This window comes from Kordiimonas pumila (assembly GCF_015240255.1).
In the GTDB taxonomy this organism is placed as follows: domain Bacteria; phylum Pseudomonadota; class Alphaproteobacteria; order Sphingomonadales; family Kordiimonadaceae; genus Kordiimonas; species Kordiimonas pumila.
The window spans coordinates 3,325,138-3,344,173 of record NZ_CP061205.1 but is presented as its reverse complement, the minus strand read 5'-3'; the positions used below and the strand labels follow the sequence as shown (position 1 = coordinate 3,344,173).

Below are 19,036 nucleotides of genomic sequence, written 5' to 3'. Positions count from 1 at the left end.
ATTTTAAAATAATAGCATTTAAAATATATTTCGTTGATAAATTATAAATGATATGTATATAAATTGTTAAAATAAACAATGGGCCAGATGGCTGCACCAACTGTGAGGGGTAATCATGGACAGGAATATGCTTCCCGATACAAAAAGCTGGTTTGAGCTAGGCGAAGCTAGCCGTAATAGCTACCGCCTAAGTGATCATGTGGTTGATATGCGCCGGCAAGAAATGGCGGCAAAAGCTGTAGAATTAAAAGCACAGCCGCAAAGTTTGATTGTGGATATGGCCAAAACAGCCTTGATTATTATTGATATGCAGAATGATTTTTGCCACCCAGAAGGCTGGATCGGCGGTATGGGCATTGATACTGCGCCAGCGCGTTCGCTTGCACTGCCCATCAATGCGGTTACCAAAAGCCTGCGCGCAAACAATGTTCCGGTTATATGGGTTAGATGGGGGGTGCGCCCAGATAAACACAATTTGTCACCCAGTACGCAGCACCCTTTTAATCCTAATGGCATGGCACCGGGTTTGTCAGGCACGCTGCAAAGCTCTGTGCGAACCTATAATGTATTGCAGAAGGGTAGCTGGGGCGCTGAGATTATTGCTGATCTGACGCAAGGCCTTGATGATGTGTATGTCGATAAGCATCGTATTAGCGGGTTTTGGGATACGCCGTTGGATTCCATTTTGCGTAACATGGGAATTAAAACTGTCATGTTTGCAGGGGTGAATGCGGACCACTGTGTTTTAGGCACGCTGATGGATGCCAATTTCCACGGCTATGATACAATCCTGCTGGAAGATTGCACTGCAACGACATCACCTGATTTTTGCCTGCAAGCAACTTACCATAACGTGCGCTTTTGTTTTGGGTTTACAGTTACATCTTCTGATGTTGTTAAAAGCTTGGCATCAGCATGAACAAAAAGACAGAAGCAGGCTCTCGGAACTGGGCATTATTCCTGCTGTTTTCAGTTAGTGTTTTAAATTTGTTTGACCGGCATGTGATCAATATTCTCGCGCAGGATATAAAAACAGACCTTGATATTACGGATACCGAGCTTGGGCTTTTAACAGGTACGGCATTTGGTATTTTTTACTCCATTCTTGGTATTCCGCTGGGTCGTTTGGCTGATCGGGTGAACCGTGTTCGGTTAATTTCAGCAGCTCTAATGCTGTGGAGCTGTTTTACAGCGCTTAGCGGGTTTGCCGTGAACTTCACCCAGCTATTCCTTGCGCGCATGGGTGTTGGTGTGGGCGAGGCTGGTTCTCATCCCGCTAGCACAACTCTTGTGCCAGATTTTTTCCCAGAAAAAACCCGGGGAACAGCAATGTCTATACTGCTCCTTGGTGCCCCTATCGGGAGCTTTTTAGGCATGTTTCTAGGCGGTATGGCAGGGGCAGCTTGGGGGTGGCGCGCAGCGTTCATTGCGGCAGGCATCCCGGGCATAATATTGGCGGTCATTATTTTATTAACTCTGCGCGACCCACGCGCTGTATCGGGCACTAGACCTGAGCCACCAAGCTTGAAAGCATCGCTTTTAGTGCTGTGGCAGACACAGCACTTGCGTTTTCTTGCAGTGTTTTTGGCCTGTGCTACATTCACTGTTTATGCTGGTGGGGCTTGGTTGCCAGCGTTTTTTATTCGGGTACACGGCATAGCTACGGCAGAAATAGGTATTTATACAGGCTTTGCCATAGGGCTTGGGGGGGGTATTGGTGTTTTGGGCGGTGGCTTTATCTGTGATTATTTCAGGGCCAAAGTAAAGTATGTTGAGTTTAAGGTGCTTTTTGGTGCGACCATTCTGTGTATTCCCTGCCTGCTGGTAACACTGTTTACAGCTCATTTTATGCTTGCTGTAGTGGCTATGTTTGCCTTTAACATATGCGTGTTTGCTTATCTTAGCCCTGCAGTTACGTTGATTCAACGTGAGGCACCAGCAGAGGTTAGGGCACTCGCGGTGGCGATCAGTGTCTCAATCGCAAATATCTCATCGCTTACCTTTGGACTGCCATTTGTTGGCTTTATGAGCGATAAATTTGCGCCTACAGTGGGCGTGTTTTCAATCGCATATGCGCTTAGTGTGTCTATTCTTCTTGTTACTTTTTTTGGACTAACATTCCTTTATATGTCATTTGAAAAGAATAAACACAGTGATGCTTTATCTTGATGCTGTGTCCGCGATAACGAGTGGAAGAAATATTATGTCAGTTAGAATTATAAGCCGTGAAGATGTTCAGAAGCACCTTTCTATGGGGGCCTGTATTGACTTGCTGAGGCCTGCGATGGTTTCGCTTGCACGCGGTGAAACACTTCAGTTGCCGCGCCAGATCCTGAAAATGGATGCAGGCCATATGTTTGGTGTGATGCCGGGCGCAATGGGGGGAACGGCAGAGTTTGGTGCTAAAATTATTAGCGTATACCCTGAGAATTTTGCAAAAGGTTTGCAGTCTCACCAAGGCCCTGTTGTTTTGTTTGACCCTGAAACAGGGGCAATGGTGGCAATGCTGCATGCGGGTGAAATTACAGGTATTCGCACCGCTGCGGCTAGTGCGGTTGCAACAGATGCACTGGCGCGAAAAAATGCAAGCCGCCTTGCTGTGCTTGGCTACGGCGAACAAGCAGAAGCCCATGTGAAAGCGATGAAAGAAGTCAGGGATATAACCAGCGTGACTGTGTGGGGCAGAAGTGCAGAACGGTGCAGGGCGTTTGCCGACAATATCCAGAAACATACAGGCATCGAGTGCCTCCCACACGACAGTGTTAAGAGTGCGGTAAGGGATGCCGATATTATCTGTACAACCACATCGGCTTATGAGCCGGTCCTAATGGGCGAAGATGTTGCACCCGGCACGCACCTGAATGTAGTGGGGTCAAGCCATGCAGGCCCTGCAGAAATAGATAATAGCTTAGTGGCAAAAGCAGAATTTTTTGCAGACCACACACCGTTTGTTCTGGCACAGGGCGCTGAGTTTCTGCGCGCTAAGGAAGCTGGTCTTGTTGATGATAGCCATATTCTTGCAGAGATTGGCGAAGTGCTGGACGGCAAACATCCTGGACGCACCAGCGACACAGAGATCACAATATACAAATCGCTTGGCCATGTTGTGCAAGACCTTGCCAGCGGGTGGTATCTTTACACAAAATCAAAAGAACAAGGCTTTGGAACTGAAGCTGCGTTTTAAGGGTAATCGTTACCGCCGTTATGAGGATATGAAAATGAAATCAGCAGACACTTTTGTCATTAACAGCCTTGAAGAACTTAGAGAATATTACGGCGAACCAAGCCCGATGGCGACAGACACGATGCTTGATTTTTTGCATGATCATATGGTTGATTTTGTGCGCAGAAGCCCTTTTGTTGCTGTGTCATCAGAAAGCATGGAGGGGCTTGATGTTTCCCCGCGAGGCGGTGAGGCTGGGTTTGTCCATGTGCTCGACCGTAAAACGGTGATGTTTGGTGATTGGCCGGGCAATAACAAACTGGAAACCATTTCAAACATCATTACCACTGGTCGCTGTGCGCTTTTGCTTCTTGTGCCAACGCTTGATGTTTTTCTGCGCATTAATGGGGCGGCAACAGTTACCCGCGACCCTGAATTGCTTAAAAGCCTTGTTGAGTTCAATAAAGAACCCAAGGTTGCGGTTAAAGTGTCAGTTGAACAGGCTTATTTCCACTGCGGCAAGGCGTTCAAGCGCTCTCACTTGTGGGTGTCAGATAGTTGGCCAGATGTTACTAGCTATCCCAAGGTTGGTAAAATTATGAAAGACCTTGTGGATATTCCAGATCACACGTCGGAAGATCTGAACGCCATGTATAATCAGGCACTGAAAGACGAGCTTTATTAATGTGGGCACCATAAGGGCAAGGGTGATCCCCTTTCCTTATGGTATGCCGTAGCTGGTTTATTGCAATGTAAAGCCGCCATCCACAGGCAGATTTTGCCCGACGACAAAAGAGGATGCCGGTTTTGAAAGCCATACAACAGCTTCCCCCACCTCAATAGGTTCACCGAGGCGGCCAATAGGGTGGGCTGCAATCATATTTTCTTCAAAATTATCAAAGGCGTCTATTGCCGGTTTGATAATAGGGGTGCGAATGGTGCCTGGGCTAACACAGTTTACCCGTATGCCTTTTGGTGCATATTCTATGGCAGTAGCTTTGGTAAGGCCAACAACGGCATGCTTGCTAGCAACGTAAGCGCTGCACCCCATGGCACCGACAAAGCCCCAAATGGATGCGGTATTTACAATGGTGCCAGACCCCTGTTTTAGCATCTGCCGTATTTGCTGTTGCATGCACAGCATTACACCTCTGATGTTAATGCTGAAAACCCGGTCCCAGTCTTCAAGCGTATAGCCATCAAGCATTTGCCCCATGGGGCCTGCTATGCCTGCGTTATTAAAGGCACAGTCCAGTTTGCCGTAACGGTTTATGATCTCTGCTGTGAGGGCTTCGACATCAGAAGGGCTTGCTACATCGGTTTTAATGAAACAGGCTGTTGCCCCGCTCTTATCAAGCTCCTGCAGAAGATCACCTGCATCTTTTTCGTTAATGTCGGCGAGCACCACAGTTGCCCCGTCGCGTGCAAAGGCTTTTGCTGTGGCGCGGCCAATGCCCGTGGATGCCCCGGTTACGAGGGCAACTTTACCAGCTAAATCTAATGTGTTTTGCATTCTTCTGCCTTTTGCAAGTGTATTGGGTGTTATTCAGCGGGCGCATATAGGGGGGCGATGTCTATATATATCCACAGCCGGTCCAGCGTGCCTTTTGCTGTGTGCCTAAGGTGACTTGATACGGGCAGCGATATGTCGCGGCCATCAAGGGTGGTGTAGATCACTTTGCCGAGTTGTACGGCAACAGTATCGCTTTCAAATACAATGTGCTCGGGCACGTGCCGCATGCCGTTGATGGTTTTGTAAAACTCGCGCAGGGTTTCAACAGCCATAGCATGGCCATGGATTGGCGGCGCATTGCCAAACCGTAGTTCGATGTTTTCATCAAACCACGGTGCTAGTTTGTTAATATCAACTGTATCGGCATCCCGGTAAAAGTCTGGTACCCAGTTTCGTGCCATTATAAACTCCCGTATTCCCTAAATAGATAGATATCCGCCATCAACAGCAATTGCTGCACCATTTACAAAAGAGGCTGAGTCAGAGAGTAGCCACTTTACAGCATCGCCGATTTCTGATGGCTCGCCGAAACGCCCCATGGAGTGCCTTTGTTTCAAGCGGCCAAAAACGTCTGCAAGGGCAGGGTCTTCTGAAAGCCGTGCGATCATCGGGGTGCGGGTAATGCCGGGTAACACTGCGTTTACGCGGATACCTTGCTGGCCGTAGTCAGCACCAGCGGCTCGGGTTAAACCCACTACACCGTGTTTAGCGGATACATATTCACACGCACCAGCCAGACCAACCTGACCAAGGGATGATGCCGTGTTTACAATGGCGCCTCCGCCTGTTTTAAGCATGGCTTTTACTTGGTATTTAAGACACAGAAAAACGGCTGTAAGGTCTATCCTGATCGCGTTCTCCCATTCTTCAAGGGAAAGCTGGTCCAAAGGCTTGTTGCGCTGCTCTAGGCCTGCATTATTAAAAGCGCCATCAAGGCTGCCATATGTGCTGACACATGCGTCGACAAGAGCTTTCACATCTTGTTCCTGCCCGAGATCAGCCGCAAAAAACTCTGCCGTACCACCGTTTGCGTTGACAGCGTCGCAGGCTTCTTTACCCGCCGCTTTTGAAATGTCGCTGATAATAAGCTTGGCACCGGCTTTAGCTAACACCAAACACGCAGCTCGGCCAATGCCGCCGCCTGCGCCCGTTACAATAATTGCCTTATTTTCCAGTTCCCGTGTCACTAAGATACATCCCTTTAAAATATAGATACGCCTCCGGCATTGTTACCAGAGGCGTATGTTGGCTTAATAATCAAACGTAAAGCGAATACCGAACGTCCGGGGTTCTTCCAGATAAGCTGTGCCCGGTCCGGGTATGCCTGCTGCGGCTGTTGCAGCGAGAACGGCTTCGTTTGTGATGTTTTTGATCCATAGCCCTAAGGTCCAGTTGCTGTCGTCTGGGTAATAGGTCAGGGTGGCGTTTGATTTCACGTGAGGCTGTTGGCGCACGCCAAGGTTATGCACATAGTCTGCGTACCACTCGCTTTCATAGCGGGCATCTGCCTGTGCCCGAATAAAGCCGCCAGCGGTTTCAAAGTCGTGGGCATAATTACCCATAATGGTCCAGTCTGCGGCATACGGCGGGCTAAAGCCTGTGAAATCATCACTTTCTGGGGTTATGAAGTCTTTGTTGCGGGCATGGAGGTACCCAACATTCAGGCTTAAAGTGTCAGAGGCTGAAGGTTTGAAGATAATATCAAGCTGATTGCCGTATATCTCAACCTTGTCAGCATTAAAGATTGGGTTATACGCCTTGCTTTGGTCATAGGCCTGAATAAGAAGGTCAGTGTAGGAATAATAATAGGCTTCACTGTTAATTTGTAGTTGGCCGTCCATAAACCGAGCCTTGAAGCCGCCTGTAAAGGCAGACAGTTTTGCCGGTTTTACAAGGTTATCATCTGTTGCTGTCGCTGCAACCTCGTTATAGGTGCCAGGCAGATACCCCGTTTGGTATGTGAGATAAACCATAACGCTGTCAGAGACATCGTATTCTGTGCCGACCTTGAAATCAAACCGGCTGAAGTCTCTATCAAATGTATAGTCTGCGCCGTCAAGGGGGGAGACGCCGTTGGCTTTTTTATCATCCTTACTGTAGCGCCCCCCAAAGGTGAGGCGGAATGTATCGCTGACACTATAGGTGGCTTGACCAAACACGGCAGCGCCTTTAATGCGGTTGCGAAGCACATCACTGCTGCGTGTCTCAAAAGCAGTGCCGGGTAGTACAAAATAATCGCCGTAGTTTACAACATGATAGGCATAAAGCCCCACCAGCCATGTTAGGTTATCGGTATCACCCGCTAGGCGCAGTTCCTGTGTCACCTGATTATAATGCTGGGAAATGCGTGCTGGTACAGCACCCAGCCAGTAGCTGGAAGACGAGTCTAGATAGAAGTATGAGGGAATATAGGTAAGGCTCATATTATCGCCGAGCGCAATTTCTAGTTCAGCGCCTGCGACCCAGTTATCATATACTTGGCTTTCTGCAACAGGTTGCCCAAAGGGTGCCAAGGCCGCAAGTGGGCCGGGCCTTAGGTCGTCCCAAGCGCGGTCGCGCAGGAACTCATTTTCGCTATATTCAAATGTTTCGGGGTCTGTTCCCTTGTTGACAAGGTTTGAAGGGCGCCCGTCTTTTGATACGCCGTAACCCCACATATACAGGCTAACATCAGACGAAGGCGTATAGAGAAGGCTAAGCCTGCCAGCGATATCATCCTTGGAATAGGCTCCTGTTTCCATAAAACCTTCATTATAGGTGTAATCAGCCGCTGCACGTACAGCGAGTGTGTCTGAAACCGGAATATTTTGGGCAAGTGAAACATGCACCATGTCATAATTTCCAGCTTCTACAACCCCGCTTGTTTCCCATTCGCCCGGTGTTGGGCGCTTAAACGCTACGTTGATTGTACCACCAAGGGCGCTTCGCCCGTACAGTGTTCCTTGTGGGCCGGGCAGGGCCTCAAGGCGCTCAAGGTCAAAAAGCGGCGCGCTGGTGCCTTCGCGCGGGATAAACACGCCGTTAAAGTTAAAAGCGATGGTGGGTTCGATGTTACTATAATCAAGGTTCGAGCCTACACCGCGCAGAAAGGCCTGTGTGGTGGCCCCCTCTTGCTGCAAGCGGGCGTTAGGAATAATGGTTTGTGCGGCTCGCAGGTCTGTTACCCCCTTTTCTACAAGGGAAATGCCGCTATAGGCTGTAACGGCCGCGGGTGTTTTTTGCAGGCTTTCGCTTCTCTTTTGCGCCGTTACAACAATATCTTCAATAACATAAGTGCCTTTTGACGCTGTACCCGCATCTGATACGGTGGTTTCGTCAGCGGCAGTTTGCTCGGCATAGGCAAGGCTGCTTGCGCCGAGGAGGCCAACAACACTGCACCCAGCGAGCATAAAGGCCCTGCTGGATAAGCGTACTGGCTGAGTACGTTTTTTGTTAATCAAAGTTCCCTCCGGTTTTCCCTAAAATTCCCTTGTAATAGAGGCTGGCAGATTACTTCCCCGTAATGCTGGCAGATATGCGACAGCCCTTTTTCTCCTTGCGAACTGGCGCCGCAAATGGAGTGGAAGGCAGCGCAGGCCAGAAAGTGCAACTAAGGTGCAACCTAATGGCAGTGCGCATATAAATGGTGTTCGATTTCTCCCCTATTGTGGATGCACTTTAGTCACTATATCTTTGGGGAGTCAAGTATCTAATCATTTTATAGAGTAAAATGTTTGCTTAAAAATTTGATGTATTATAAGGTTTTTGTGGGGAATCGGTTATTCTTTATAGAGATGGGGAGATTTCTATATGGATCCACAAAATTTAAAAAATATACCTATCATCCCTAAGAGAGTGTGTTTTGATACGTATGAACGATAAAGGATGATATTATGTCTACTCAGTCACCCAGATACGATTTCGAACCAATCATAAATAGAAAGCCTGTCAAGTTTCCCGGCGGGAAGCGTTTGGCGGTAATGATTTATGTGAATATTGAGCATGTGCCCTTTGGGTCTACGTCGCTTGCGCATGCTGTATACCCGATGACAATGCAGTATAGTCCCGATATTTTGAACCATGGCTGGCGAGATTACGGCAACCGTGTTGGCTTATGGCGCATTATGAAAGCTATGGATGAATATGGTTTTAGAGGAACGGTGAATTTGAACAGTGATGTGTGCCGCGAATATCCGCAGATTATCGAGGAAGGCAATGCCCGGGATTGGGAATGGGGCATGCAGGGTGATAACAACACCAGCATCATGACGGTGATGACGGAAGATGAGGAACGTGCATTCATAAGCAAAAATGTTGCTATTGTAGAAAAAGCAACAGGTAAACGGCCAAAGGGCTGGCTGGGCATGTGCTTGGCAGAAAGCTTTAAAACGCCTGATTTTCTCGCTGAAGCGGGTATCGAATATGTTTCAAACTATGCCCATGATGAACTGCCTGTACCAATGAAAGTTGAAAAGGGTTCCTTGCTGACAATGCCATATACGCTTGAGCTTAATGACGTGCCTACAATTATGGGTAAGGGTACATCGGCAGAGGTTTTTGGCCAAATGATTAAAGACCAGTTTGATGTGCTGTACGAAGAAGCGCTTGAGCTACCACGGGTGATGTCCATATCATTGCATCCGTTTATCACAGGCCACCCTTTTAGGATGAAGCACTTTAAAGCAGCTCTTGCCTATATTGCGGGGCATGATGATATTTGGCAAACCACGGGCGGCGAAATAAATGACTGGTACCGTGCGAACTGCATGTAAAGGCTTGACGGCATACAAAAAAGACGCTGCAAAGTATGCAGCGTCTGTAAGGCTGAGCCAAATGGGAAGGCTATCGGCTCAGGGAGATGTCAAGCACCTTACTTTCCGCTAAAATACCACTGACTTCTATAATTTGTGAGGTGTAATCAGGGTGGTTGATGCTGATGCTATAGCCTGTTGAAGTATCATGGAGATTTTCAAATTTAAAGTCACCAAAGGCATCTGTCAGGGTTTCGGCAAGCGGGGTGCTGTTTTGTAAAAGCGCTATGGTTGCGCCCTCTATGTTTTCAGCTTCACCATCCCTTGTGCCCGAGACATTGCCGCCGATGAAATGGCTGAGGAAAGCAGACAGGTTTTTATAATATACCCGTGGTTTGGTGTTTAGTTCAGGCTGTAAAACTACCAGCTTTTCTACAGCTATAGCTTTTTCCATATCAGAATCAGAAATATGCAGCGCTTTGAGAGCGTCTATCGGGCAACTTTGCACAGCACGTGGTGCTTTCCAGCCGGAATCCAGTAAATGCGCGTCAAAGTTCCATGCCTGAGGGACATTTTGTTCGTCGTTCCATTTGATCATGCCGTAGGGGCACGTGCTGACCAGATTTTTGCGCCCAACAGCTTTGTCTGGGTCAATAATCACAAGGCCGTCCGGGCGTTTGTAGATTGCGCCGTCACTTGCTGCAATACACGGCGCATCATCGCAGTGGTTGCACATTTTTGGTACATGCTGGGCATCAACCATGGATCCTGTGCCGCGCACGCGGTGCTCAATGCTAAGCGGCGTTACACCGGCAGCCCCGGGCTTTGAATAGCCCTTAAAGTCGTTATTCATATATTCGTCTTGTGTTGCAACCACGCAGTTCTGGCAGCCGGTACACAGGTTAACATCAACTACCAAGTGCCATTTTTTCATCACGTACTTCCCAACTGTTATTCCATTGTTCTACTTCAACCAGACATGAGTTTGGTGCGATTGCGGTTGTCCCTTTTGCTTGCGTGCGCGAGGGGGTTAGCAAATTCATGCAGCCACCCCGGTCCAGCACCTTGCCGTTTTCATCTTGTATGAAGTCAAACTCGGCAGAGGATTCGTAGGTTTTAAGGGTGCCACGTGCCACAAGGGGGGACACATCAAGGGCGCAGATCACCCCAGCCCTGTCATTATAAACCTTTACAAGACTATGGTGGTTTAGGCAGCGATCAGCGGCGTCTATGCTGTTCATACGGACGATCCAGTAGGCATAGCCATCAATCTTTATGCGGTGGTCCTGAATGTCATTAATATGGCTGTTTTTACCGTCCATATGGGTATGAAAGCTATAACGCGGGTGCCCGGTTACAAGCTGCAAGGGGTAAGCCTTTACCTGCTCGCCGCTCGCCGGGCCTTCCCATGCTGGTTTATAGCGGTTCAGAACGGGGCGTTCCTCGTTATCCGGGTCGCCGCGTTTCAGGGAGTTTGGTAAAAACTCTATTTTACCAGACTGTGTTTGCAGGCCGTCCAGAAAGTCGCCAGAATAGTCGCCGGGTAAAGGGTGTGGCTCTGGCACATCTTTTTTGCGCCCCTCGTGCATCCAGCGCATATAAACATTATCCCGCATGTCCTCTGCTTGTGGTGGGAACACAACATAGCCTTTTTTCAGGAACTTTGACCAGCTTGTGAAATTAACAGCATCGGTTGAATCAAAAATGCGTTTGCACCAATCAAGCTCGCTGCATCCTTCAGAATACATGGGGCCAAAACCAAGGCGACCTAAAACCTCTGTGAAAATGCGGTAGTCTGATTTTGACTCCCACAAAGGTTTAATGCATTCGTGCTGCATTACCACCATGCGGTGGTTCATTTGGGTCTGGTTATGGTGGCCAAAGGCTGCGCAGCCGCTCACTTCGCTGATGTCGGCGCGCTCTGCAACCGTGCATGCGGGCAATATAATATCGGCGAACTGTGCCTCGCCCTCGTTCCAGATAGACTGGCTCACGACAAACTCAACTTTTTCGTCACGGTACATTTCAATCCGGCGAGATGAGTTCATGGTGGTACCAAAAGACGATCCGCCATACTGGTATATCATGTGAATTTCTGCGTTGCCGGGTGAGGGGTAGGGTGCTTTTCTGAACTGCGCCTCCAGTGACATGCCGTCCCAGAGGTATGCTTCTGCCTTGCCGGTTTTAATGGCTTCTGAGATATATTCGCGGGGTACGCGCTGTTCCACCGGGTTAACAGTTACAACGTGCGGCATGCGAACATAATTATTGATAGATGATGCCGTGCGTGTCAGGTCGCCAGAAATACCGCCCTCTGCATACCCGGGAAAGTAATGAGCAAGGTCAACCGGCGCGCCGCATTGAAGGTTGCCAAAGTTTACACCCGGCTTGCCCCAGCCCTGCATGGTCATAAGCAGGATCATGTTTCGTGCCCATTGCTGGCCTGTGGCCGCCCTGCAGGCGCCGCCAAAACCAGTGCCCAGCCCGCCTGCTGAAAGGTATGTTTTTTTGCTGGCCCACATGCGCGCAAGAGAGGTAACATCTTTTGCCGGGATGCCTGTTTCACTTTCCTGCCATGCAGGGGTTTTGGGTGTACCGTCTTCACGACCAAGGATATATTCTTTCCACTCCTCAAAGCCCGTTGTGCAGTTTGCAATGAAGGTTTTGTCGTAAAGGTTCTCCGTTATCCAAACATACATAATGGCGTGCGCCAGCGCGGAATCTGTTGTGGGCTTTACCGGCAACCACTTGCCGCCAAAAGCTTGCGCTGTGGAATTATAGTGGGGGTCGATATGCACAAACTTGATACCCAGGTCTTTTGCCCACTGCCTGCGCTGCGAGCCTTCGCCGCCGCCGTAAAGGCCAGCGGTAGCTTCAGGGTCGCTTGACCAGAAAACGATCATTTCACATTCTTTTAAGCAGTCTTCCATTGTGCCGTATGGGCCGGGCAGGCCAAGACGCAAGCTGTTGCCGTAGTGATGCTGCGCGCCCCAGTACCAGCCTTCCCAGCTAATGGGGCTAAATTTCATAAGCGTGGCGCCGAGAATGTTAGTGAAGCGCATCAGGGCGGAAAGCCAGTAACCCACATTGCCCATTTGGTGGTGGGCACCGTGTGTAACGGCAATGGAGCCGGGGCCATAAGTTGTTTTTTGTCGGCGAACCTGATCTGCTACAATATCGAGAGCTTCGTCCCATGAAATACGGACATAGCCAGACTTACCACGATTTTGCGTGTTACGGTTGCCCTTGGGGTCAAAGTCTACCCGTTTCATGGGGTATTTAACGCGACGTTCTGAATAAACGACAGATTTAAGCGACAGGGCATGCGGGTTTACGGTCATTTGGCGTTTGGGGGAAAACTGAGTATCGCGCGCTTTAATAACCCAGCTTTCGGGGTCGTCGTCTGTTAGATCTATAGGTGTTGTGCGTAGAATTTTATCGTCTTTTACATAAACAAATAGAGGGCCGCCATTTGTATTGGTTACAAAACGTGTGCTGCCATCGGGCATTTTTGTGCCTTGTTTCCACATGCCGGAATTTATTTTTTTAACAAGGGTTGCAAACCATACGGTCGCAGCATCGTCGCCTGACATTTCAACCTGATAATTTTTAACGAAATGAATAATATCAGCCTGATCTGGAACAGGTTTCAAAAACTTCAGGGCGACAGAGGCATTGAGAAAGGCGACATCAACATCTGGGCTGGCATGAAGCCCGCGCCCAGACGATATATGGCCATTCTGGAAAATGAAATGGTGTGCAACTGAGTTATCTTTTAAGCGTACCTGAATGACAGCATCTCTTTGCTGCACGTGTTCCCGAAAGGAAGTATTGGTGAGTTTTACTGCTTTCATGACCTGTGGCAGGGCCTTGATAATAAGACTCAGCAGCTTTTTTTTCATTATTACTCCCCTTTAACTACATGCACGCCAGACATTCCCCAATGTCATTGTTATAGCGTTGACGTGCCTAGAACCGTAGCACGGGCCTATAAAGCCATAAGTGTATCCATTAATCAATACAAAAGGTGAGGATTATTTCTATAAATTAAGGTTTAATACAATATTGACCTTGCCTTGGGTTGTTGTTGAGCTTATAAAGTGGATGCACATTTTAATGGTATTGAGAATGATATACATGTTGCTGTGTGGCACGGCCTTGGCTGTGCCCCTTGATAGTGCAGGCTTATTTTAGAAAAGACAGAAAGTGTAATGTAATGGCTTTAAGACGGCATTTCTGCATGGTGGGTGCAGGCGCTCTAGTGATGTTATGCCAGCAGGTATGGCCGGTATGGGCGGAGGATAAAAATCTGATGAACAATGCAAAACCACTTGTGATTTATTCACCTGCCCCGCCAAGCAATATGCTGCATATGCTGAATTTACAGTTGGTCGACGTGGCGGCAAAATGCCCTGCCTTAGAGGATGTGACTGTTATTCCTGTTCCCTTGCCGGATGGTATTAACGATATCAACGAGCTTGACGAGCATGAGAAACAATACCACCTGCCAATTGTTACAACCGTAGATTTTTTGCCAGCGCGCACTAAAACCGGCCCTGGTTGGCATGGGTATACTAAAGCTAGTGCGGATTTGATGTTTGTGTCGGTCTTATATGATATCGGCTTCGGTGTGTTGGTTTTTGATTCTGAAATCAAAAACCCTAATGACCTGAAGGGGAAAAAGATAGGTGTACCGCCAAGGGCAAGCTCAGTGAGAATGTTAAGCGAAGCTTTGCTGCGTGACGGGTGGGGAATATTAGACGATGTGGAGTTGGTGGATATTGCACCGCCAAATGTACAAAAGGCCCTTGAGGCAGGCGAGATAGACGCCACAACGTGGAATTTTGTGCGAAGGAACGGTGATAGCTATATTTCATTGTTGCCCGGTCTTTTGGAAATGGAAGCTTCACATTGGCTTGAAGTGGATAGGGAAGCGGTATCTGCAATCAATAAGCATAATCCCTTTGTTGTTGGAGTATCCGTAATGGGCGCAGAAAAAGAAAGCGGCACAGGAGCGCTGAACGATATTCAGATGGTGTCTTTTACGCAGGCTCTTGCCGCATGGGAAAAAACAGATGCTGTTACGGTGAGAGCGCTGCTTGGCTGTATCCACAATCAGCTTGGTCAGTATGATGCCCTGCCACAAGAACAGGCGGGTATGCTTAAGTGGCCTGGCCTTGATTTGGGGCATTTACACCCAGCAGCTGCGGCCTTTTACAGGCTGCATGGAATGATACAATAGGCAGCTAAAGAGCTAATTTAGCTGTAAAGAAAGCCTGCTGTCTCCCATACAGACTATCAGGCGAAAAGCCCCGACATGCCCCGTTGGGGCTTTTCATTTTTTGGGATGTCGCAAGCGGTGATGCTGCTAGAATTACCTTGACAGGCGCGCAAGACAATGCAAAAAGTGTATCCACTTAATTTTAACATATTGTAATGCCATAAAAGGCTTTGTGTGGCTGCGGTGTGGCGGCCCGTTGTCTTGAGCAAAGGTTACAATAGAGGGAGTTCCTTATGTTTGCATTATCATACACTATTCCTATTAACCCGGCTGGTGCACAACCCGTATTAACGCGGGATCAGGTATGGCGCGGACTGGAAATGAAAGCGACAGATGCAAAACCCTTTGTGAAGGGAATGACCCAGTGTGATGTTCTTGAGCGTAAAGATAATACTTTACTGCGCGAGATTACCTTTGCAGGCGACACATTTCGGGAATTTATCACGTTTCATGCGCCGGTGCAGGTGCACTTCACACGGGTTGATAGCAAGGGGGCGAGCGAAGGCTTTATTGAAAACACGATCAGCGAATCTGAAGCAGGATTAATGCTTACCTTTACATTTGCTCTTACTTTTCCGGGCACCAAGCCGGGCTCTGAAGAAGAGCGTGCGAAGGGCGAGGGGATGCGCGGTGCATATGTGGGTGCGGTTGCGGCTACGCTTAACCGTGTGCGTGAGTTGGTGCAGGACGGCACCATCGTATAAAATCTGTCTCGTTATAAGAGGAATTTATTATGGCTAAAATACTGGTGCTTTATTACTCAAGCTACGGTCACACCTCATTGGTTGCTGAAGCTATTGCTGAAGGCGCCCGCTCTGCTGGCGCAATAGTCGATATTAAACGTGTTGCTGAAACAGCGCCTAAGGAGGTAGCTGAAAAAGCGGGCTTTCGCTCAAATGAGAAGCACCCTGTTGCTACGGTCGATGAACTGGCTGGCTACGACGGTATTGTTGTGGGTTCACCAACACGGTATGGCCGGATGGCGTCGCAGATGGCTGCTTTTCTCGATCAAACAGGTGGTTTGTGGCAGCGCGGTGCTTTGAACGGCAAAGTTGGCGCGGCTTTTACTTCAACAGCGACGCAGCACGGCGGCCAGGAAACCACCTTGTTTTCGATTATTACGAACCTTTTACATTTGGGCATGACGATTGTTGGTCTTCCTTATAGCTTTCAGGGGCAGATGAGGCTTGATGAAATTACCGGAGGTAGCCCTTACGGCGCGACAACAATAGCGGGCGGTGATGGGTCGCGTATGCCAAGCGAGAATGAACTGGCAGGTGCGCGCCATCAAGGGGAACTGGTGGCAAAAACAGCTGCCAAACTATTTGATTAGATTGGCCAAGGTATTTTGGCTTGAAGAAATGATTGTCCTGACAAGGGGGCCTTGTCAGCTTTGATGGGGAGATCAAAAATGGGTACGGTAGCATCTAATCCGGCAACGGCAGCGACAAAGCCCGCGCTTGCGCTTAATTTCTATTCACACGCGACCTTAGAGTGTCGAGACATTGAGTTCACCCGCCGCTTTTTTGAAGAATTTCTTGGTTTTGAAGTTGTTCAGATGGCTAAAATTTCATTTTGGGCGCGAATGGGCGGCGATCAGGTTATTGTGGTTGTGAAAAGCACTGGCAAAGAAAAGCAGGAAATGCCGTTCCTGAACCATAATGGTCTTGATGTTGAAACAGAGGCTGATGTGGATGCGGCTTACGCAGTGGTTACACGCGATGCTGAAAAATGGCATTTGAAAAAAATCACTAAACCAGTTGTGCAGCATGGTACTTATTGCTTCTATTTCTGGGATGCCGATGACAATTGCTGGGAAATTCTATCTAATCCTAAAGGTGGATACAGCTGGGGCTTTGAGCTTGGTGACCAAGAAGGTATGGGGCATATGAGTAAAAAGTTTGCGCGGCCACCCTCAACACTTAAAAAAAAGCTGATGATAGCTGAGTACTTTCGCCATTTTTATGGAAATTTCTTTAGGGAAATCTATGCCGCTTCAAGTGTGTCGGGAAGGTTGAATTTCTATGGTCTGGTACCGCGATACCCTTTTGTGTGCCCACTTTAGCCATGATATTTGCTTGACTGAGAGGGGCGGGGTGAATTACTGCTGTTATCCGTTATACCTAGGGTATATGTGCTGATGCCGTTTTACCACGACATCAGGCTACATATTTTTCATTCATCTTTTTAGTATAAATTCGCACGCTATGAAACTTGATTCAAACCTGATTACACCGCTTGAAAAAACTGACGGCCGCCGCGCTGTCGTTGAAATTCATGATATTATCAGGGATCTGATTTTGAGTGGACGACTGGCGCCGAACACAGTGTTGTCACAGGTTGAGCTGTCTAGATTACTGGGTGTTAGCCGCACACCTGTACGTGAAGCTTTACGGATGCTTCAGGAAGGTGGCCTTGTTGGTGCAGAGCCTAACTTTCGGAACCGTGTTCTAGGTTTTGACCCAAAAGACATTGAGGCGCTTTATATGAAGCGTATTATGATGGAAAGCCTTGGTGTTGTGCTAACCACCCAGCGTATGACCGATAAGCATGTCGCTGAATTGAGCGCGTTACTGGAGGCTCTTGAGGGCGACGAATCCCATTCATCTTTCACAACCTGGATTGAACTGCATCGCCGCCTGCACAGCCTGGTGGTTGCTGAAGCCGGAGCTGCTTTTGTTGCAGACCTTGAGGCGCTTGAACTGCGGAGTGAGCGGTATCAGTCTGCATATAAGGGTGCACATTTCCCGGGCTGGTGGCAGCGCGGAGAAGTGGAACACAGGGAAATTTTTGAGGCGATGGCAGCACGTGATGCCTCAAAGGCAGCCGAGCTTGCAGCCCGTCATCTTGCCCGCACAGCGCTAGAGCTGCTGGCAGCCCTTGCGCCTGAATATGATACATCAAGAATTCGCGAAAGCCTGCGATTTGCGCTTACTGCAGCGGCTGCAATGGGCGAAAAAGCCTAGAATTTCTTTTACTCTAGGCCATTTCGGTTATCAGTACGCCAAGCCCCTCTACTTCCATTTCTACTATATCACCCGCTGCGAGGAACTCTTGCGGATCCCGCCCGTGGCCAACGCCTGCCGGTGTACCTGTTGCGATTATGTCGCCGGGCTCAAGGGTGAAAATGCTGGAAAGGTGCTCAATAATCTCGGCAACACCAAACACCATCTGGCCAGTGTTGGAGAGCTGTTTGACTGCACCGTTTACAGACAGTTTGACAGACATGTTTTGCGGGTCAGGCACAAATTTCGCCGGTAAAAAATAGGGTCCCATTGGGGCGAAACCATCGTGGCCTTTGTGACGTACCCAGTCTATACCAACAGGGGGGCGTTTTGCGATCCAGTCGCGTGCGGATAGGTCATTCAGGTTTGAATATCCTGCAATATACTGAAGGGCATCTGCTGCACGTACGTTTTTGGCGTGTTTACCAATCACAACAGCAAGTTCTGCTTCCCAGTCTACCATTTTTGCAACGGACGGAATAGAAACCTTCGCGCCAGAACCTCGCAGCGTTGTGGTGGCAGGCTTGAAAAAAGAATAGGGATAATCAGGCAGCATCGGGATATTCATTTCCGCGATATGATCTTTATAGTTAGCGCCGATACACACAAGCTTTTTGGGGCTTAAGACAGGGGCGCAAAACGTGACTGCATTGGGACTTATGGCTGTGCCGGTGTCTGGTATAGCCGCTTCAATGCGTTTTGGCAGAATAATGGACCAATATCCCCAATTCTCAAGCAATGGCATCAGGTCTGCTGGGCTTTTGTAGCTTAGCTGCTTTCTATCCTCCTCCAGTAGTAGGTGGTCAAGGGTGTAAAGGGTATTATCAAGCTCAACAAAAACGGCTTGCTTGTTGTTGTGTATCGCCGTGGCCAGCCGGTAAGAACTGTTCAAGGTTTGGCTCCTCAATTGTGTTTATTAGTGGCTGCGCCGTTGGCAGCGGTATGTATGACGGGGGGCTATGTATAACGGCTTTGCCATAGATCAGGGGTGCCCCAAGTAAAAATTCTTGTTAATGTTCGTCTCTTTATGGATCCACTTTTTATGATAGTCAATATAAATATGACAAAAAATAGTAATATAATGTAATTTTCATCATAATAGTGGATGTAATATTGGGGCTAGCGAGCAGGGTGTGTATAACGGTTTTTTATGCGTATTTGTTGCTGCTGTGGGTGCGCTTTGGGTGTTGCGACGAGCCACATAGGGGCGTGTGACGCGTCATTTTGTGGCTGAATTTGGCCTGTTGATGTAGCAAAATGTGTTCCGCCATTCGTGCTGCCGCGCCCACGCTTGGCTGAAATTTGTGCCATTATCTGTGCCAAAACGTGTGCCACTGTGCCTGC

18 protein-coding genes are annotated in these 19,036 nt (G+C 48.6%); 10 read left to right on the top strand and 8 right to left on the bottom strand.

Annotated elements, in window-relative coordinates; translation table 11 throughout:
- Nucleotides 1-115: 115 nt before the first annotated feature.
- Genes ICL80_RS14780 through ICL80_RS14765 form a run of 4 tightly spaced genes read left to right on the top strand, consistent with a single transcriptional unit; the run spans nt 116 to nt 3,848 of the window.
- The gene (locus tag ICL80_RS14780) at nt 116-919 is read left to right on the top strand and encodes a cysteine hydrolase family protein (RefSeq protein WP_228073583.1); all 804 of its coding nucleotides are present in this window, start codon (nt 116-118) and stop codon (nt 917-919) included.
- Nucleotides 916-2,169 (top strand): spinster family MFS transporter, encoded by a 1,254-nt coding sequence (locus tag ICL80_RS14775; RefSeq protein WP_194213503.1) that lies wholly within the window; start codon nt 916-918, stop codon nt 2,167-2,169. The genes ICL80_RS14780 and ICL80_RS14775 overlap by 4 nt, the downstream gene beginning before the upstream one ends.
- 34 nt (nt 2,170-2,203) lie before the next feature.
- Nucleotides 2,204-3,184, top strand: coding sequence for an ornithine cyclodeaminase family protein (locus ICL80_RS14770; RefSeq protein WP_194213502.1), 981 nt, complete (start codon nt 2,204-2,206; stop codon nt 3,182-3,184).
- Nucleotides 3,185-3,218: 34 nt separating this feature from the next.
- The gene (locus ICL80_RS14765; RefSeq protein ID WP_194213501.1) at nt 3,219-3,848 is read left to right on the top strand and encodes an MSMEG_1061 family FMN-dependent PPOX-type flavoprotein; all 630 of its coding nucleotides are present in this window, start codon (nt 3,219-3,221) and stop codon (nt 3,846-3,848) included.
- A 57-nt stretch (nt 3,849-3,905) separates the two neighbouring features.
- Here the strand turns inward: ICL80_RS14765 and ICL80_RS14760 are convergent, their stop codons facing one another.
- The 4 genes from ICL80_RS14760 to ICL80_RS14745 all read right to left on the bottom strand — a co-directional run bounded on the left by ICL80_RS14760 (nt 3,906) and on the right by ICL80_RS14745 (nt 8,116).
- Complete coding sequence (locus tag ICL80_RS14760; protein WP_194213500.1) at nt 3,906-4,676, bottom strand: SDR family NAD(P)-dependent oxidoreductase; 771 nt, start codon at nt 4,674-4,676, stop codon at nt 3,906-3,908.
- Between the two features lie 29 nt (nt 4,677-4,705).
- A complete protein-coding gene (locus ICL80_RS14755; RefSeq protein ID WP_194213499.1) occupies nt 4,706-5,077 on the bottom strand; it encodes a nuclear transport factor 2 family protein in 372 nt (123 codons plus the stop codon).
- Nucleotides 5,078-5,095: 18 nt separating this feature from the next.
- On the bottom strand, nt 5,096-5,863 hold the full coding sequence (locus ICL80_RS14750; protein WP_194213498.1) for an SDR family NAD(P)-dependent oxidoreductase: 768 nt from the start codon (nt 5,861-5,863) through the stop codon (nt 5,096-5,098).
- A gap of 63 nt (nt 5,864-5,926) precedes the next feature.
- Nucleotides 5,927-8,116, bottom strand: coding sequence for a TonB-dependent receptor (locus ICL80_RS14745; RefSeq protein WP_194213497.1), 2,190 nt, complete (start codon nt 8,114-8,116; stop codon nt 5,927-5,929).
- 432 nt (nt 8,117-8,548) lie between these two features.
- Between ICL80_RS14745 and ICL80_RS14740 the strand changes: the two genes are divergently transcribed.
- Nucleotides 8,549-9,427, top strand: a complete 879-nt coding sequence (locus ICL80_RS14740; protein ID WP_194213496.1) for a polysaccharide deacetylase family protein — start codon at nt 8,549-8,551, stop codon at nt 9,425-9,427.
- Nucleotides 9,428-9,497: 70 nt separating this feature from the next.
- Here ICL80_RS14740 and ICL80_RS14735 read toward each other — a convergent pair whose 3' ends face one another.
- Together ICL80_RS14735 and ICL80_RS14730 are read right to left on the bottom strand one after the other, a co-directional pair.
- Complete coding sequence (locus tag ICL80_RS14735) at nt 9,498-10,340, bottom strand: 4Fe-4S dicluster domain-containing protein (protein WP_194213495.1); 843 nt, start codon at nt 10,338-10,340, stop codon at nt 9,498-9,500.
- The gene (locus tag ICL80_RS14730; RefSeq protein ID WP_194213494.1) at nt 10,315-13,308 is read right to left on the bottom strand and encodes a molybdopterin-dependent oxidoreductase; all 2,994 of its coding nucleotides are present in this window, start codon (nt 13,306-13,308) and stop codon (nt 10,315-10,317) included. Before ICL80_RS14730 ends, ICL80_RS14735 begins: the two co-directional genes overlap by 26 nt.
- 410 nt (nt 13,309-13,718) lie before the next feature.
- Here ICL80_RS14730 and ICL80_RS14725 point away from each other — a divergent pair, with 410 nt between their 5' ends.
- From ICL80_RS14725 to ICL80_RS14705, 5 genes are all read left to right on the top strand, one after another.
- The gene (locus ICL80_RS14725) at nt 13,719-14,648 is read left to right on the top strand and encodes an ABC transporter substrate-binding protein (protein WP_194213493.1); all 930 of its coding nucleotides are present in this window, start codon (nt 13,719-13,721) and stop codon (nt 14,646-14,648) included.
- A gap of 272 nt (nt 14,649-14,920) precedes the next feature.
- Nucleotides 14,921-15,391: an SRPBCC family protein gene (locus ICL80_RS14720; protein WP_194213492.1), complete on the top strand. Its 471-nt coding sequence runs from the start codon at nt 14,921-14,923 to the stop codon at nt 15,389-15,391.
- Between the two features lie 29 nt (nt 15,392-15,420).
- Nucleotides 15,421-16,020 carry an NAD(P)H:quinone oxidoreductase gene (wrbA, locus tag ICL80_RS14715; RefSeq protein WP_194213491.1) on the top strand — a complete coding sequence of 200 codons (600 nt, stop codon included), beginning with the start codon at nt 15,421-15,423 and terminating at the stop codon, nt 16,018-16,020.
- 78 nt (nt 16,021-16,098) lie between these two features.
- A complete protein-coding gene (locus ICL80_RS14710; protein ID WP_194213490.1) occupies nt 16,099-16,752 on the top strand; it encodes a VOC family protein in 654 nt (217 codons plus the stop codon).
- 142 nt (nt 16,753-16,894) lie between these two features.
- A complete protein-coding gene (locus ICL80_RS14705) occupies nt 16,895-17,653 on the top strand; it encodes a GntR family transcriptional regulator (protein WP_194213489.1) in 759 nt (252 codons plus the stop codon).
- A gap of 13 nt (nt 17,654-17,666) precedes the next feature.
- Here the strand turns inward: ICL80_RS14705 and ICL80_RS14700 are convergent, their stop codons facing one another.
- Both ICL80_RS14700 and ICL80_RS14695 read right to left on the bottom strand, forming a co-directional pair.
- Entirely contained in the window at nt 17,667-18,584 is a 918-nt protein-coding gene (locus ICL80_RS14700) for a fumarylacetoacetate hydrolase family protein (RefSeq protein WP_194213488.1), read from the bottom strand.
- Between the two features lie 227 nt (nt 18,585-18,811).
- Nucleotides 18,812-19,003: a hypothetical protein gene (locus ICL80_RS14695; RefSeq protein ID WP_194213487.1), complete on the bottom strand. Its 192-nt coding sequence runs from the start codon at nt 19,001-19,003 to the stop codon at nt 18,812-18,814.
- Nucleotides 19,004-19,036: the final 33 nt, after the last annotated feature.

Excerpts from the sequence above, each read along its gene's own strand:
- ICL80_RS14780 (WP_228073583.1), top strand. The coding sequence starts at position 116 with ATGGACAGGAATATGCTTCCCGATACAAAAAGCTGGTTTGAGCTAGGC.
- ICL80_RS14775 (WP_194213503.1), top strand. The coding sequence starts at position 916 with ATGAACAAAAAGACAGAAGCAGGCTCTCGGAACTGGGCATTATTCCTG.
- ICL80_RS14770 (WP_194213502.1), top strand. The coding sequence starts at position 2,204 with ATGTCAGTTAGAATTATAAGCCGTGAAGATGTTCAGAAGCACCTTTCT.
- ICL80_RS14765 (WP_194213501.1), top strand. The coding sequence starts at position 3,219 with ATGAAATCAGCAGACACTTTTGTCATTAACAGCCTTGAAGAACTTAGA.
- ICL80_RS14760 (WP_194213500.1), bottom strand. The coding sequence starts at position 4,676 with ATGCAAAACACATTAGATTTAGCTGGTAAAGTTGCCCTCGTAACCGGG.
- ICL80_RS14755 (WP_194213499.1), bottom strand. The coding sequence starts at position 5,077 with ATGGCACGAAACTGGGTACCAGACTTTTACCGGGATGCCGATACAGTT.
- ICL80_RS14740 (WP_194213496.1), top strand. The coding sequence starts at position 8,549 with ATGTCTACTCAGTCACCCAGATACGATTTCGAACCAATCATAAATAGA.
- ICL80_RS14735 (WP_194213495.1), bottom strand. The coding sequence starts at position 10,340 with ATGAAAAAATGGCACTTGGTAGTTGATGTTAACCTGTGTACCGGCTGC.
- ICL80_RS14730 (WP_194213494.1), bottom strand. The coding sequence starts at position 13,308 with ATGAAAAAAAAGCTGCTGAGTCTTATTATCAAGGCCCTGCCACAGGTC.
- ICL80_RS14725 (WP_194213493.1), top strand. The coding sequence starts at position 13,719 with ATGAACAATGCAAAACCACTTGTGATTTATTCACCTGCCCCGCCAAGC.
- ICL80_RS14720 (WP_194213492.1), top strand. The coding sequence starts at position 14,921 with ATGTTTGCATTATCATACACTATTCCTATTAACCCGGCTGGTGCACAA.
- wrbA (WP_194213491.1), top strand. The coding sequence starts at position 15,421 with ATGGCTAAAATACTGGTGCTTTATTACTCAAGCTACGGTCACACCTCA.
- ICL80_RS14710 (WP_194213490.1), top strand. The coding sequence starts at position 16,099 with ATGGGTACGGTAGCATCTAATCCGGCAACGGCAGCGACAAAGCCCGCG.
- ICL80_RS14705 (WP_194213489.1), top strand. The coding sequence starts at position 16,895 with ATGAAACTTGATTCAAACCTGATTACACCGCTTGAAAAAACTGACGGC.
- ICL80_RS14695 (WP_194213487.1), bottom strand. The coding sequence starts at position 19,003 with ATGGCACAAATTTCAGCCAAGCGTGGGCGCGGCAGCACGAATGGCGGA.